Raw genomic sequence first — 15,377 nt, 5'->3', positions numbered from 1 at the left:
AATTGGTTGCCAATTGGAAACCTGGTCGCATATGGTCGGACCATGCACGATCCGCAGACGCCGCAGCAGGCACTGGCCATCGCTACCGCTACTACCCGGCAGGCGCATGCGGCCGCCGCGCTGCCCCGGTGGCATCCTGTCGCCGCCGCCGTGACGGGAGCTCTGGCTGCGTTGCTGCTGTGCACGGTGATCAGCGACGGTGTCGGCGGCCCAGTCGGTTGGATCGTTCTGCTCGGTGGAATCGGCTCGGGCTGTGTGTATTTCAGACTCGTGCAGCAACAGCGCGGTATCCAGCGCGCCCGCGGCGTCGTCGCCCTTCCGATGGCGGAGTGGAAGGAGTTCGCGGCGCTGCTGGCCGTGCTTCTGGTGGTGCCGTTGGTCGGCTACGCGGTTTCCGGCTCGGACGGATGGGTTCGTGTCGTGTCCAGCGTCGTCATGGGCGGGTGGATCTGGTTCGCGCAGGCACGGCCGCGCATCCTGTCCCGGGAATGGCGACCGTGGAAGCGCTGAACGAGCTGTTCGCGTCCCTGCCGCGCCTGAAACTCGTCGCCTTTCTCGACGGTTGCGGCGAAGCGGAATTTCTCGTCGTCGCCGAGATGTGCGACCTCAGCAAACCCACCCTGTCCAAAGCGGTGACAACGCTGGAGAACGCGGGATATCTGGACGTCACCAAGGGTTATGTAGGCCGCAGACCGAGAACGTGGCTCGCTCTCAACCGGCGGGGCCGCGCGGCCTACCACGATCATCTCGCCGCCCTCGCCGCGCTCACTCGAAAAAGCATGGAGATTGCCCGCGAGTCCTGACCGAAAATTCCCAGTGCGGTTGCCCCTGCCGTCGCGTGAGGGCGGCACTCGAGGAGTCATGTTCGGCATCGGAGATTTCCCCAGGCACGGACATATTTCTGTCCGCATGCTCCGGCGCGACGACGCCATCGGTCTGCCGCCGCCCGGTGGCAGCCTATTCTTTGGCGTCTTCGATGCGGAAACCGACTTTCATGGTGACCTGGTAGTAGGCGACGGTTCCTTCCTCGAGGTAGCCGCGGATCGACTGGACCTCGAACCAGTCGAGGTGGTGTGTTGTCTGCGCGGCGCGCGACAGGCCGCTGCGGATGGCGGCATCGACGCCATCGGGGGAGGTGCCGACGATTTCGATTACTCGGTAGGTGTGATCGGTCATGTCGATGCCTTCCGGTGCAGCGGAGGTGGACGGTTCGACTATGCCACCGGTGCAATCGTCGACGGCGTAATCGAGGCCGGGAGAGTGGCGTCGAGCTCGCTACCGTTACTGCTTGGTTAAATGGTGCTCACGGACCGTTTCACACACCTGTGAGATCGGTAGTCTCAGGTCCGGATGCCACCCGACTTAGGGCACCCCATCCGTCCGATCGATGACTCGCGGAGTTCCGAGGGGCGGTTCGACTTCAGCTTTACGGCGGGAGGGCACCGATACCGACACGATTCGGCCTGCCCGCAAGGAAGACCCGCACGATGACCGGTTACGCCCCCGCCGACCGTCGAATACCGTCCCGCGATCAGCTACCCGACGAGTTCTTCGCGCAGTTCCTCGACCGGACTCGCACCTACAGTTGCGCGTACTGGACTCGCCCGGACGAGACCCTGGAACAGGCCCAGTCCGCCAAGATCGACCTTGCATTGGCCAAATGTGATCTGCGACCGGGGATGACCTTGCTCGACGTCGGCTGCGGCTGGGGTTCGACGATGCTGCGCGCGATGGACACGCACGGTGTCAATGCCATCGGGCTGACGCCGCACCGCAACCAGCACCGGTACGTACGAGACCGCCTCGTCGACCGGCTCGTGCGCGGCTGCCCCTACGGCGGGGTGCGACGGCAAGGCTGGCACCAGTTCGACCGCCCCGTCGACCGCATCGTCTGCATCGGCGTACTCGAACACCTGCCCCCGCAGCGATACCCGGACTTCTTCGACTTCGCCTACCGCGTCATGCCCGACGACGGGGTGCTGCTGGTGCAAACCGTCGTCGCCCACGACCCGCACGCGGCGCAAACGCACCGGGAATCCGGCCCGGCGACCGACACCGACACCGACGTCGCGTTCCTCCGCGGCACCGTCTTCCCGGCCAGCCGGCTCCCGCGTTCAACCGGCCACAATCCCAAGGGAATCACCGAGTACGCGCAGGACGCCGGATTCACCCTCACCCGCATCCAGGAGCTCGGCTCGCACTACACCACCACCCTGGACAGGTGGGCCATCGCTCTGCGTGAGCACCGTGAGCGGGCGATCGAACTGGCCGGGCCACACACCTACGACGCCTACAGCAGCTATCTGACCGAGTCCGCCGACAACTTCCGCCGCGGACACCTCGACGTCATGCAGTTCACCTGCAGCAAACCCGGCGCGGTGCAACCCTCACCGCATTGATCCTGCCAGCACTCGATCGAGTGCCCTTGCCACGCCGGTGTCGATGCGAAAAATTAGCTGTGCCATCATCGCTCTAGCCGCAATTCCTGAAATTCCCTGACATCTGCCCGTCAGTGCCATTGCTGCAAATTTGCCAGACGAATCACCCGCTGTACCCGTGATCCGATCACGACGAGGTGTCCTCGAATCACTACTCCGAGCTATGGGCTCCATGCTCCGCACGTTGCGGGCACGTCCGGCGACGACCGGTCGCGAGGTTCGCATTCGTGGAGTCGCGCAGAGTCCGGTCGCGGTGAGCAGTACGGCCAAGGCTGTGATCGACGAGACGTTCCCCCATTACGTGGGCGTTTACAACGGCGAGGCAAGTGCGCCGTCGACACTCGACGCGATCCAGGCCAGCGCGTGCGGCGTGACCGGGGGCGTAGGCAGGCCATCCACAGCTACATCCGGCCCGGGGATGTGCTCCTGGTCGACAACGGAACCTCCTACGCCCTGTTCGGATTGCAGCTTCCGCCGGGATGCACCTTCGTCGGATCGGTGAATTGGGGTTCGATCGGCTACGCGGTCGCGGCACTGCTCGGCACGCTCACGGCGGCACCGGAGCGGCGTCATCTGCTGTTCGTGGGCGACGGCTCTTTCCAGCTCACCGTCCAGGAGCTGTCCACAATCCTGCGCCGCGATCACAAGCCGGTGATATTCCTGATCAACAACGGGGGATACACCATGCGCCCGGACACCACGGCCCGCTCGTTCGTCGCCGAGACTCCAGCGGACCTGCACAACGCCCTCGCGGCACCCAACGACAGATTGATCTTCGTCGAATCGATCATGGACCGCTTCGATTCCCCCGCCGCGGTCACCTCCAGCAGCAACAGAGGCGCCGAACTCGACTACGGGCCCCGCGGCCCGCAGCACCAGGAAGGCGCCCAACTGCGGCCCGCGTGATCCACGAACGAGCAGTGGGGTTCGAACTGTTTCCTGGCCCGAGGACCACGCTCACGTAGTGGACTACTCGTCTCGGTATGCGGGCCTACCTGTCTTGCGACGATCGCCGCCGGGGCGTGTAATCGATGTGGGTCGGTGGCAAGCACAATGTGGTTGAGCGGGACAGTCCGGCATCGGCGCCGCGGCTGTTCGGACGGCAGATGACCGCTGGGTGCGGTCGAGCCTATGTCATCGGCAGTCGTTCAGATCGGGTCCGCTTCGGTTGGTGTGGGGTTCGCGATCTGGGAACACCTCTGGTCCATATTCGCTGCCATCGGCGTATGTACACCGATCGGCTGAGATAGAGGTTCGTTCCGTAACAAGGGTCGAGAATATGGTGGCGTGGAAGTGGCCGTTGGTCGGAAGGGATGCCGAATTGGCATTCATCTCGGCGGCCATGCGGGACCGAAAGCGTTCGCCACCCGGAGTGGTGATTGCCGGGGCGCCAGGAGTCGGTAAGACCCGGTTGGCGCGCGAGGCCCTGGCCAAGGCCGTCCGCAGCGGTGCCCGGGAGCGTTGGGTGGTCGGCACCAAGTCCGGTCGATCGGTACCGCTCGGCGCGCTGTCCAGACATCTGCAGGAAGACGGCGCGGCGAGTGAATCCGGGCGGCCGGCGATTCCCGCCGCACGCGCACTGGCCGCGCCCATCGATGGTCGCCGCGTAGTGGTCGGCGTCGATGACGCGCATCTGCTCGACGACCAATCCGCCATGGCGGTGCATCAGCTGGTCCTGACGGGCACGACGCCCGTGGTCATGACCGTAGGGGCCACCGACAGCGCTCCGGATGCGATCACGTCGCTGTGGAAGGACGGGTACCTCGAGCGACTCGATCTGCGACCACTCTCGCTGCGGGAGGTCACGGCTCTGCTGGAAACCGCGCTGGGCGGTGAACTGGAGCGTTCGAGCGCCGAGCGCCTGTGGCGACTCGCCGGCGGCACCGTCTTGTTTCTCCGGCTGCTCGTCACCGCCGAACGTGAGGCCGGCCGGCTGCGGCTCGAGTCCGGTGTGTGGCGATGGTTCGGTGACGACATGGGGTTACCCACCACCCTGACCTCGTTGATCGAAGCGCAAATGGGCGCCCTCGACCCGCTCGTCCGCGAGGTCGTCGACATTCTTGCGATCGAGGAACCGCTCACAGTGCGGGCGTTGGAAGAACTCGCGGGACGTCGAGCGATCGAACAGGCCGAGGAACGTGGGCTGGTGACGGTGCAACTCCGGGATGAGCAGGGCATGTCCGTGCGGCTTGCCCATCCGCTGTACGGCGAGGTCCGGCGCGATCGGACGGGGACACTGCATGCCATTCGCCTGCGCGGAAGAATCGCGCGAGCACTCACCCGGCCGCCGTGCACCTCCGCCGCCCGGTTGCGGGCGGCCGTACTGACCATGCAGTCCGACCTCCCACCCGAACCGAGGCTGTTCATGGACGGCGCGCGCATCGCCCTGGGGCGCGGGGATGCGAAACTGTGTGCGCAACTCGCCGGTGCGGCAGCCAACGCGGGAAGCGGTCTTCCGGCGCGATGGTTGCGCGCACACGCGTTGGCGATGAACGGCGACGGCACACAGGCAGAGCACGAGCTGGCGGCGTTGGCGGACGTGGGAGACGACGCTCAGCGGGCGCGGGTCGCGATCGACCGCGTGACGAACATGTTCTGGAGCCTGGGCCGGGTCGGTGACGCGGAGCGGATCCAGGCGCAGGCGCGGTCGTCGATCACCGATCGTGACGCACAGCAGAGCTTGATCGCACTCGGCGCTGTCCTCGATCTGTGCCGTGCCCATCCACGGGTCGCGGCCCGGACGGCGCAAGGTGTTCTCGACAGCGGCTGCGCGGACCCCGTCGCCGTGGCGCCGGCGTGCTATGCCCTCGTCGGCGCACTCGGGGTCCTCGGTAAAACGGACCGGATCGGTCCCTTCGCCGACCGCGGTGCCACCGCAGCGCGCAGTCACGAGACGAGTATTTTGCCGATCGCGGTCCATATGGAGCATGTCCATGCTCTGGTCAACGCCGGATATCTGCATCGCGCCCAGGCATTGGCCGCCGATGTCCGTGCGATGGCCGCCGACGCTCCGGCCCCGATCCGGACCGCGGCGATGTTCGTGGACGGGCGGGTCGCGCTGCGCTGCGGTCGCCTCGCCGAGGCGCTGCGCGCGCTTCGCGAGGCGACCTCCGGCCTGGGTGGGCGCGACGCGTTCGGCATGCGATATGCTTGCCGCGTTGCGCTCGCACAGGCCCTCGCATTCACCGGTGACGCCGAGAAGGCGGCGGAGGCGATGGCGGCAGCGGAGGCCGCCCGGCACCCGGGATTCGCGTTCCTCGACCCCGATTTGATCCGGGTACGGGCATGGGTGGTGGCGACGGGGCAGCGGGCCAGCGCCGAGGCGATCGCCATCGCGCACGAGGCAGCGGACTTGGCCGCGAAGAATGCCCAGCTCTCCCTGGAAGTCCTCGCGCTGCACACCGCAGTCCAGTTCGGCGATGTCTCCTGTGCCGAGCGGCTGTCGCGCCTGGCGTCCTCGGTGGACGGTCCGCGGGCTCCCGCCGCGGCTCATCAGGCCGCGGCGCTCACCGACCGCGACGGGGCCGCGCTGGATGAGGTCGCCGCGGAATTCGAAGGATTCGGCGACCTGCTGGCCGCGGCAGATTGTGCCGCGCAGGCAGCAAGCGCCCACGCGTATCGCGGGATGCGGGTTTCCGCGCTCGCATCGGCGGCACGCGCTCGGCGGATCGCCACCGAGTGCGGGGCGCACACGCCCGCCATCCAGGCGATCACCGCGATCGACGCCCGGCTCACCGAGCGGCAGCGCGAAATCGCGACCCTCATCGGACAGGGCCTGACGAATCAGCAGATCGCGGATCGCCTGATCGTGTCGGTCCGCACCGTGGAAGGCCACATCTATCGCGCCGGGCGGCAACTCGGAGTCAATACCCGTGAGGCGCTCGCCGCGATCGTCTGCGGACGGTGACCGGCCGGCCGGGAAACGGGCGGCTCACGGGCGCGGATCGACGTCGCGTACTCCACTGCCGTCGCTGAGGTAGTCCACTACGTGCGCCATCGTGGTCGGCCGGGCCGAAGATCGATGGTGGCACCCGTGGCGGACGAAGGTCGGGGGATCGGTTCCTCCGCCACCCGCAATGGAGCGCGGGGTCGTCAGCGTCCCCTCGTTCAGCGTCCGGAGTGATCCCCTTGCCCGACAGGTTCATATCGCGTTACCGGTGTGGCTCCTCGCCGCGCTGTGACTCACTGCTGCGCTTCGGCACGAGCGAACTGCGCATGCGTCGTGGTCGGCCGCACGAGCGAACCGAGCGGAATACGGTAGGCGATAGCGAAAGGGATCGGACCGCACAGGCCGCGGCCGGCCGGCAGCCGCAACTCGGTCACCGCGCTGATCGACGGGTTGTGGCGTGGCAGTCGCGCGGCCTGACGGGCCGTCAGGTGGAACGGCATCGGCGGTCGCGGGGAGTCCGTGGCCTGGTGGGAGCGCCTGCGCAACCAGCCCGGAATCGTATCGAAGACCATTTCCCCGCCCGGGAAGGCGTGCGCACACACATCGATCAGGCCGAGCGCCTCCGCGGGCTGCAAATACCCCAGCAGTCCCTGCGCGGTGACCAAGACCCCGTCGTCGGCATCGACGCGCCCGATCCAGCGGGTGTCGACCACCGAGCACCCCATGACCTCGGCCCGAGGGTCCTGCGGCATGACCTGCTCACGGACCCCGATGACGCCGGGCAGATCCACCGACAGCCAGCGCAGCGAATCGGAGTCGCTACGCCAGAATCCGGTTTCGAGTCCGTCGCCCAGCGCCACGACGACACCGCGCGGATGCCGGCGGGCGAAGTCGGCGACGGCACGATCGAAGCACAGCGGCCGAAGCACGTGCGATTGCCGTATGCGCCCGAACTCACCGAAGTCGTAGTCGATTCGCCGATACGCCTCGATCGCCACCGGATCGACGATCAGTGGTCGCGGCCGCATCGCCTCATGTGCGCGGTCGCGCAACGTCCACAGGGTCGTCGCCGAGAGCTGATCGAGTGTCACCGTCACCTTGCGTTCGGACATGAGTTCCTCGCTGGTGCAATCGGGCCGTCGGATATGTCGCGAATTCAGGTGAGACACAACGCCCGGAACAGTGGGGCCCGCGCCGGTACTTCCGTCGGCGTGTTCCGGAGTATTCCACATTCGCTGAACGCGCGACCTCGCGACGGTGCCCGTTCCGACGCGAAGGAATGAGCGCATGACCTGCGAGGATTCGACTGCGAACGCGGTGACCGCATCCGCTCTGCCGCCGGGAGCCTTCGAGCTGTCACCGGCCCAGGCAGGGCTGTGGCATGCCCAGCAACTCCTGCCGTCGGTGCCGCTGTGCGTGGCTCACGTTCTCGATATCGACGCCGAACTCGATGTGGCCCTCCTGCAACGGTGCGCCCTGGTCGCCGGGCACGAACTGGAGTCGCCGTTCCTCACTTTCCTGCGCCACGACGGCCGGGTCGTCCAGCGAGTGGACCACAGCCTGCAGCGCACGATTCAGATCGACGATTTTACCGACCGTCCCGACCCCACGGCAGCCGCCCGGGAATGGATCGACGCCGATCTCCGCGCGCCCATCGACCTCCTCGTCGACGAGCCGGGGTGCTCGCACCTGATCCGAGTCGGCCGCCATCGTTACTGGTGGTATTCGCGTGCCCATCACGTGGGCATCGACGGCATCGGCGCGATGATCTTGTTGCGCCGCACAGATGAGCTGTATTCCGCGGCGTGCACCGGAATCGACGCTCGGCCATCGGGCGCCCTCGCGCTGCCGGACATCGTCGACCGCGAGTGCGCCTACCGTCGCTCCGCACGCGCCGAGCGCGACCGCACCTACTGGCAGGAGTGCCTCACCGGCCTTCGTACGGTGCCCTCGCTCAGCGGCCGGGTGGCCCCGCCGTGCGCCGTCCCGCTCGCCGCGCGCGGCGTACTGCCCCCCGATTCCGTTGCCGCGTTGGCGGCGGCCGCCGGTCGCTTCGATGTGCAGACTCCCGTGCTCATCGTGGCGACGGCGCTGGCGTATCTCGCCCGGATGACGGGGGCGCGCGACGTCGTCGTCTCGCTTCCGGTCGCTGCCCGGACCACCGCGGCATTGCGTCGCTCGGCGGGCATGGTGGCGAATACCGTCCCCCTGCGCGCACACATCGGTTCGGACACGACGGTCGGAGATCTGGTCCGGCAGGTGCGTCTGGCGGTGACCGGGGCACTCCGCCACCAGCACTACCGGCTCGAGGACATCCGGCGCGACCTGGGGCCGGCAGTCGGCGGCCGTGGTGCTCTCGGGCCGGTGATCAACCTGATGCTCGGCGATGAATCGCTGCGGTTCGGTGGCGAGCCCGTCAGTGTGAAGGTGCTGCCTGCAGGTGGTGTCGAAGACGTGGCATTGCATGTCTACCGATTCGGCGCACACGCCCCCTTGGGCATCGACCTGTCGGGGAATCCGGCCCTCTACACCGACGCCGTCGTGACCGACCACCATGCGCGGCTCCTGACCCTGTTGAATGCGGTCGTGGCCGCCGAGCCCGATACGCTGGTGTGCGCCCTGCCGTTGCTGACGCCCACGGACGAGGCGAATCTCCTCGATCGCGCGATCGAGCACGACGAAACATCCTCTGCTGCGGTACTTCCCGACATTCTCGCGGAAGGCGCGGCACACGCACGCGCGACCGCGGTCGAGGAAGACGGGGTCCGGTGCTCCTACGCCGAACTCGATGCCCGGTCCTCGCAATGGGCCCGTGAACTCATCGCCGCGGGGGCGGGCCCCGAAACTGTGGTGGCGGTGCTCATCGATCGGTCGCTCGCTTCGGTGCTCGCGTTCTGGGCCGTCGCCAAGACCGGCGCGACGTGGATGCCGATCGACCCCGCCACCCCGGATGAACGGGTCGCGCGGATGCTCGCCGACGCTCGTCCGGTAGCCGGGCTCACCGTCGGCGACGACGCCGGTAGGCGATCCGGCGGGCTCCGGTGGCTCGTCGTGGACGACCCGGAAACGCGCACCCGGGTAAGCGCGCGTCCGGCCTCGCCGGTTCTCGATTCGGAGCGGACCCGTCCGTTGCACAGCGCACACCCCGCCTACCTGATCTACACATCCGGGACCACCGGCTCGCCCAAAGGCGTGCCGGTCACCCACCGCGGACTGGCGAATCTGACGCGCTACGTGGTGGCGCACTATCGGGTGCGGCCGAGTTCCCGCGTGCTGCTGGCGCACGCTCCCGGCTTCGACGCGGCACTGCTGGAACTGCTCGCCGCGTTCGGCGCCGGTGCCACCATGGTCGTCTGCCCGCCCGGCGTCATCGGCGGCAGCGCGCTCACCCGGCTGCTCTCGGACCGGCGGATAACCCATTACCTGTCCACCCCGGCGGTCCTCGCCACACTGGATCCGGCCGCGCTGCCCGAGTTGGAGACGGTCGTCACCGGCGCCGAAGCGTGCCCGCGAACCATCGCGGCGGCGTGGAGCGCACGCCACCGGCTGATCAACAGCTACGGCCCGACCGAAACCACCGTGATCGCCACCCAGACCGAACCGCTCGGCGTCGAGGGGCCGATCACGATCGGCACCCCGGCCGCCGGTGCGGAAGTGGTCGTGCTGGACCGGCGGCTGCGGCGGCAGCCGCGCGAAGCAAGCGGTGAACTGTATGTGTCCGGTCCGGGCATCGCCCGTGGCTATCACCGCTCCCCGGCCCTGACCGCCATCCATTTCGTCGCCGATCCCTATGGTCCCGCCGGTAGCCGGATGTATCGCACGGGCGATCTGGCACGGCGGCGCCTCGACGGGGCTTTCGACTACCTCGGCCGTGGTGACAGCCAGATCAGCCTGCGGGGTATCCGGGTGGAGCCGCACGAGATCGAATCCGCGTTGGCGGACGATCCCCAGGTCGCCCGCGCGGCGGTGGCGATCCATCCCGGTCCCTCGGGTGACGTGCTCGTCGCCTACCTCGTTCCCGCCGGCGCCGAACTCGCCGCCGATTCGGTGCTCTCGCGCGTACGGCGGGTGTTGCCGCAACCGCTCGTACCGACCACAGCGATCGTGCTGCCGGAACTGCCGCGGACCGCCAACGGCAAACTCGATCGCGCGGCGCTGCCCGCTCCGGCGCTGACCCCGGCGCGCCACCGGGCGCCACAAACCCCCACCGAGGAGGTGGTCGCGTCCACGGTCGCGCAGCTACTCGGCATCGCACGGGCAGGTCTCGACGACGATTTCTTCGCCCTGGGCGGCCACTCACTGGCCGCTACGCAACTCGCGTCCCGGCTGTCCGAATCCACCGGTGCGGTGATCGGGGTGCGTGACGTTTTCGAGCATCCGACCGTCGCTGCCTTGGCACGTCGTATCGATGAGGGATCCGAGGGCTCTGCGCTCGTACAACTCACCCGGCGAGATGATCCACGCCCGGGACGCATCCCGCTCGCGCCCGCGCAGCGACGATTGTGGATCGCCAACCAACTGGATCCGGACAGCCCCGCGTACAACATGCCGTTCGCGGTCCGGCTGGACGGCCCGCTCGACACCGGCGCGCTGACCGATGCGCTGCGCGATGTGCTGGAACGACACGAACCGCTACGAACGGTGTTCCCCGCCGATGCGCACGGGCCGACCCAACGTGTCCTGCCGGTAGACGAGATTCAGCTCGACCTGTCTGCTCAGCCGATCGAACCGGAGGCACTCGACGCACGGCTCGAGGCCCTGGCGTCGGCGGGTTTCCACGCTGACGTCGAGCCGTGTTTCCGGGTCGGGCTGCTGCGGTCGGCGCCCTCCGCGCACGTGCTGGTGCTCGTCCTGCATCACCTGGTGGCCGACGGTTGGTCGATGGGACCGCTGGCCCGCGATCTCTGCGCCGCATACGCCGCTCGCAGTGCCGGGAACCCGCCCGGATGGTCTCCGCTACCGGTCACCTATGCCGACTACGCCCTATGGCACACAGATGTCCTCGGCGATACGGCGAACCCCGATTCCTCTGGCGCGGAGCAGATCCGGGGCTGGCAGCAGCGGCTGGCGGACCTGACCCCGGAGCGCGTGCCGGTGTCCCGTCCCGGGGCGATCCGCCGCACCGCTCGCGGTGATCACATCACGGTCCCGGTGGACCCGGTGTCGTGTCAGCGACTGTGCCGCATCGCGCACGCCGTCGGCGCGACAGATTTCATGGCCTACCAGGCATTGACCGCGGTGTGGCTGCAGCGCCTGTCCGGCGGCGGGGACACCGTCGTGGCCACACCGACCAGCGGTCGTGGCGATCGCCGGCTCGACGCACTGGTGGGCATGTTCGTCAACACGATTCTGTTGCGCGCGCAGGTGAATCCCTCCGATAGTTTTCGCCGAATACTGTCGCGAGTCCGGGATTTCGACGTCGCCGCATTCGCGCAATCCGACGTTCCGTACGAACAAGTCGTCGCGGCGATCGGCGCGTCCGATGTGCCGCCGGCGCAGACGATGCTGATCGTGGAAACGGCCGTCGGCGAGCACCCCACGCTTCCCGGGCTGCGGCTCACGGAGGTTCCCCTCGAATTGTCCGTCGCGCGGTTCGACCTCGACGTCACCCTGACCCAGCGGCGCGACTCCGCCGGGACTCTCATCGGCGTCGACGCCCGATTCGGCTACGCCACAGACCTTTTCAGCCGACGCACCGCCGAGGCGTACGCCCGTGTGTTCTCGACGCTGGCCACGACGCTGGCCGAAGACCCGGACACGGAGCTCAGCCACCTCGCACCGGCCGCGCCGCCGGTCACACCACCCGATCCGCCGCCTCCCGTCCGAACGCTGCCCGAACTGCTCGCCGCCGGCGCCCACCGAAACCCCGACGGACTCGCGATTCGAGATGGCGACCGCGCTCTGTCCTACCGCGCCCTGGAATCGCGGGCAGCCCGCTTGGCGCGCGAGCTGATCGAACTCGGCGTGGGGCCCGAGCAGATCGCCGCCATCGCGATCCCCCGCAGCCTCGAATCGGTCCTCGCCTGGTGGGCCGTCACGATGACGGGGGCCGCAACGCTGATGATCGACCCCGGCCAGCCCCGCGGACGGATCGCGACGGTGATGGGCGACGCCCGACCGGTATCCGGGGTCACGTTCGCGCGCCATGCCGCGGTTCTGCCGCAACCCGTCGGCGGCTGGGTGGTTCTCGACGATCCCGAGACCAGCGCGCGTATCGCCGTCCGGTCCTCGGGCGTGGTGACCGACGCCGAACGCACGGTGCCACTGCACGCCGATCATCCCGCCTACGTGACATTCACGTCGGGCACCACCGGACGACCGAAGGGGGTCACCGTCACCCACCGCGGGCTCGCGGCCCTGACCGCACACCTGATCGACCGCTATCGCGTCGGAGCCGAGGCACGGATAGCGCACGCGCACGCACCCGTCTTCGACGCCTCGTTGCTCGAGCTGTTCGCCGGATTCAGTTGCGGCGCAACCCTGATCGTCGTTCCGCCCGGCATGGTCGGCGGCGCCGAGCTGACCCGGCTCCTCGCGCGCGAACGCGTGACCCACTACCTGTCCTCGCCTGTCGTGCTGTCCAGTCTCGACGCCGGACAACTGACAGATCTCCGAACGGTGGTCACCGGCGGCGAGCCGGTCGACACACGGATGATCACCCGGTGGGCACACCCGCGACGCCGACTGATCAACAGCTATGGACCGACGGAAGCGACCGTGGTGTCCACACAGACCGATCCGCTCACACCGGGCGGGCCGGTGTCCATCGGGGCACCCATACCCGGCGTCAGCGTCCTGCCACTGGACAGGTGGCTCGCTCTGCGCCCGCCCGATGTGCCCGGAGAGCTGTATCTGGCCGGCCCCAGCCTCGCCCGCGGCTACCACGGCGACGCCGCCGCCACGGCCGCACGCTTCGTCGCCAATCCCTACGGCCCGCCGGGCAGCCGCATGTATCGAACGGGTGATCTCGTATGCCGGTGGCAGGACGGGAGATTGGAGTACCACGGACGGGTCGACAATCAGATCAACCTGCGCGGGCACCGCATCGAGCCGGGAGAGATCGAATCCCTCCTCGCCGACCACCCGCAGGTTTCGCGCGCGGCGGTCGCGGTGTACCACCAGGGGCTCCCCGACGCGCGAATGGTCGCGTATCTGGTCCCCGAAAACGGCGCGGTCGATACGGACGACGTGCTCGCCCGGGTCCGCGAGTTGCTACCGAGCCACCTCGTTCCCGCCAATGCGTGCGTGGTTTCCGCCTTGCCGACCAATCAGGCCGGCAAATTGGACCGCGCTGCCTTGCCCGCACCCGCACCCGCGTCGGCGCGCCGGCCCGCCGCCGGCGATTCCGAGAAACTTGTCGTGCGGACCGTCACCGAGCTGCTCGGCGTCGACGACGTCGCCGCGAACGACAACCTCTTCGCGCTCGGCTTACATTCGCTCACCGCCGCCGAACTCGCCGGGCGCCTACGCGCGCGAACCGCGACGCCGATCACCGTGCGGGATATCTACACCCATTCCACACCCGAAACGCTTGCCGCACTTCTCGATCGAGGTGTGGCCGCACCGGACGCGACCGACCCGGATGCCGCACTGCGGACCGTCCTGCCGATCCGTGCGACCGGGACACAACCGGCGTTGTGGTGTATCCACTCCGCGATCGGTCTCTCGTGGTCGTTCGCCGGCTTGACCGCTCACCTCGACCCCGAGACACCGATCTACGGACTGCAACTGCCCCACATCGCCGATCCTGCTGCGGAATTCGACTCCATCGAACAGCTCGCCGACCATTATCTGACCGAGATTCGGGCACACCAGCCCCGTGGGCCGTACAGCGTGCTGGGCTGGTCGGTCGGCGGTTCGATAGCCCATGCGATCGCCGTCCGGTTACGGGCCGAGGGCCAACCCGTTGCGCTCCTCGCGATGTTGGACAGTGCGGTGCTGACCGACGAGGCCTTCGCGGACGACGCAGCGGACGCCGCGCGAATACGGCGCCTGCTGAACCGGTTCGCACTACCGGCCGAATCGCTGGATGACCGCCATCGTGCAAGGCTGTGTCGCGCCGGTGTGCGCGCGATCGAGATGGCCCGGCGCTACAGTCCGGCGCGTTTCCCCGGCGATCTTCTGTATTTCGGTGCCGCAAGGGGATCGGACGCAGATCTCGGCGTGAATTCGTGGCGGCCCTTCATCGAAGGAACCATCACCACACTGCGCGTCCCCGCCGACCACGACGAAATGACAAGTGCCGCAGCCTTGGAATTCATCGGGCCGCGGCTACGGATGCACATGCCGCGCCACGCACATCGTCCAGATGGCCTCGACCCCGGGGAGGCACCATGACCACGCCGATCACCACACTGACCGGACCGCGTTCCGGCGCCGAATGGCTCAACCTGTTCGACCCGGAACGGCCGGAGCCCCGCGCGGCGCGGTTGACGCAATGGTCTCGCGAGTATCTCACTCAACCGCACGACGACCTCGGCAGACCGGGCGCCGTGTGCCCGTTCATCAGCCAGGCAATCACCAAGTGCCTGTTATGGGCGACCTTCGTGGACGGTGATGTCGACGCACCGGCACTCGACCTTCTGGTCAACGATATGTACGACCTGTTCGTCCACCTCACCACGATCTCGGATTGGAAGCGCCCGCACGCACTGATCACGGTCGTCGAGGAGCTTTCCGATCACACCGTCATCGACGAGGTCCACGCTGCCCGCAAGACCCAGTTCGTCGAGCAGGGGTTCATGCTGGGGCAGTTCTACCCCGGCTGCACACATCCCGGGCTGTGGAATCACGACTTTCACCCCCTGGACACGCCCTGGCCGATGATCGTGGCCCGCAACATGATGACAACAGATCTGCCATTCCTGATCGCTCGACCCGACTGGCTGCGGGCCTATTTCAAAACCTTCGCCCCCGCGCTGCCCACTGCCCTCCGATGCCGTCTGGCCGATGATCTGTGCGACCGTGGCGACGCGATAGCGGACATCACCGCCAATCACGCCCTTATCGGATCCGAGCACGCCCGCTGACGGTGCGGAGGTCGAGTCCGG

9 protein-coding genes are annotated in these 15,377 nt (G+C 68.0%); 7 read left to right on the top strand and 2 right to left on the bottom strand.

The features are described 5' to 3' along the window. The first annotated feature begins 42 nt into the window (after positions 1-42). Together NA3_RS31690 and NA3_RS31685 are read left to right on the top strand one after the other, a co-directional pair. Entirely contained in the window at positions 43-510 is a 468-nt protein-coding gene (locus NA3_RS31690; RefSeq protein WP_062967983.1) for a hypothetical protein, read from the top strand. After that, positions 498-803, top strand: coding sequence for a transcriptional regulator (locus NA3_RS31685; protein ID WP_218021928.1), 306 nt, complete (start codon positions 498-500; stop codon positions 801-803). Before NA3_RS31690 ends, NA3_RS31685 begins: the two co-directional genes overlap by 13 nt. A gap of 154 nt (positions 804-957) precedes the next feature. On the opposite strand, the gene NA3_RS31680 is transcribed toward NA3_RS31685, so the two are convergent. Beyond that, positions 958-1,176, bottom strand: coding sequence for a dodecin (locus NA3_RS31680; RefSeq protein ID WP_062967979.1), 219 nt, complete (start codon positions 1,174-1,176; stop codon positions 958-960). Between the two features lie 311 nt (positions 1,177-1,487). On the opposite strand from NA3_RS31680, the gene NA3_RS31675 reads away from it, so the two are divergent. The 3 genes from NA3_RS31675 to NA3_RS31665 all read left to right on the top strand — a co-directional run bounded on the left by NA3_RS31675 (position 1,488) and on the right by NA3_RS31665 (position 6,345). Then, complete coding sequence (locus tag NA3_RS31675; protein WP_062967977.1) at positions 1,488-2,399, top strand: class I SAM-dependent methyltransferase; 912 nt, start codon at positions 1,488-1,490, stop codon at positions 2,397-2,399. A 402-nt stretch (positions 2,400-2,801) separates the two neighbouring features. Continuing rightward, the gene (locus NA3_RS38290; RefSeq protein ID WP_218021927.1) at positions 2,802-3,344 is read left to right on the top strand and encodes a thiamine pyrophosphate-dependent enzyme; all 543 of its coding nucleotides are present in this window, start codon (positions 2,802-2,804) and stop codon (positions 3,342-3,344) included. Positions 3,345-3,717: 373 nt separating this feature from the next. Then, on the top strand, positions 3,718-6,345 hold the full coding sequence (locus tag NA3_RS31665) for a LuxR C-terminal-related transcriptional regulator (protein ID WP_062967973.1): 2,628 nt from the start codon (positions 3,718-3,720) through the stop codon (positions 6,343-6,345). 275 nt (positions 6,346-6,620) lie between these two features. Here NA3_RS31665 and NA3_RS31660 read toward each other — a convergent pair whose 3' ends face one another. After that, a complete protein-coding gene (locus NA3_RS31660) occupies positions 6,621-7,439 on the bottom strand; it encodes a class I SAM-dependent methyltransferase (protein ID WP_062967971.1) in 819 nt (272 codons plus the stop codon). Positions 7,440-7,614: 175 nt separating this feature from the next. On the opposite strand from NA3_RS31660, the gene NA3_RS31655 reads away from it, so the two are divergent. Next, entirely contained in the window at positions 7,615-14,664 is a 7,050-nt protein-coding gene (locus tag NA3_RS31655; RefSeq protein WP_062967969.1) for a non-ribosomal peptide synthetase, read from the top strand. Next, the gene (locus NA3_RS31650) at positions 14,661-15,356 is read left to right on the top strand and encodes a DUF6875 domain-containing protein (protein ID WP_227995061.1); all 696 of its coding nucleotides are present in this window, start codon (positions 14,661-14,663) and stop codon (positions 15,354-15,356) included. Before NA3_RS31655 ends, NA3_RS31650 begins: the two co-directional genes overlap by 4 nt. Positions 15,357-15,377: the final 21 nt, after the last annotated feature.

The organism is Nocardia africana NBRC 100379, from assembly GCF_001612635.1.
GTDB classification, from domain to species: Bacteria; Actinomycetota; Actinomycetes; order Mycobacteriales; family Mycobacteriaceae; genus Nocardia; species Nocardia africana.
The sequence above is the reverse complement of the archived record's forward strand: the minus strand, read 5'-3'. Positions and strand labels throughout refer to the sequence as shown.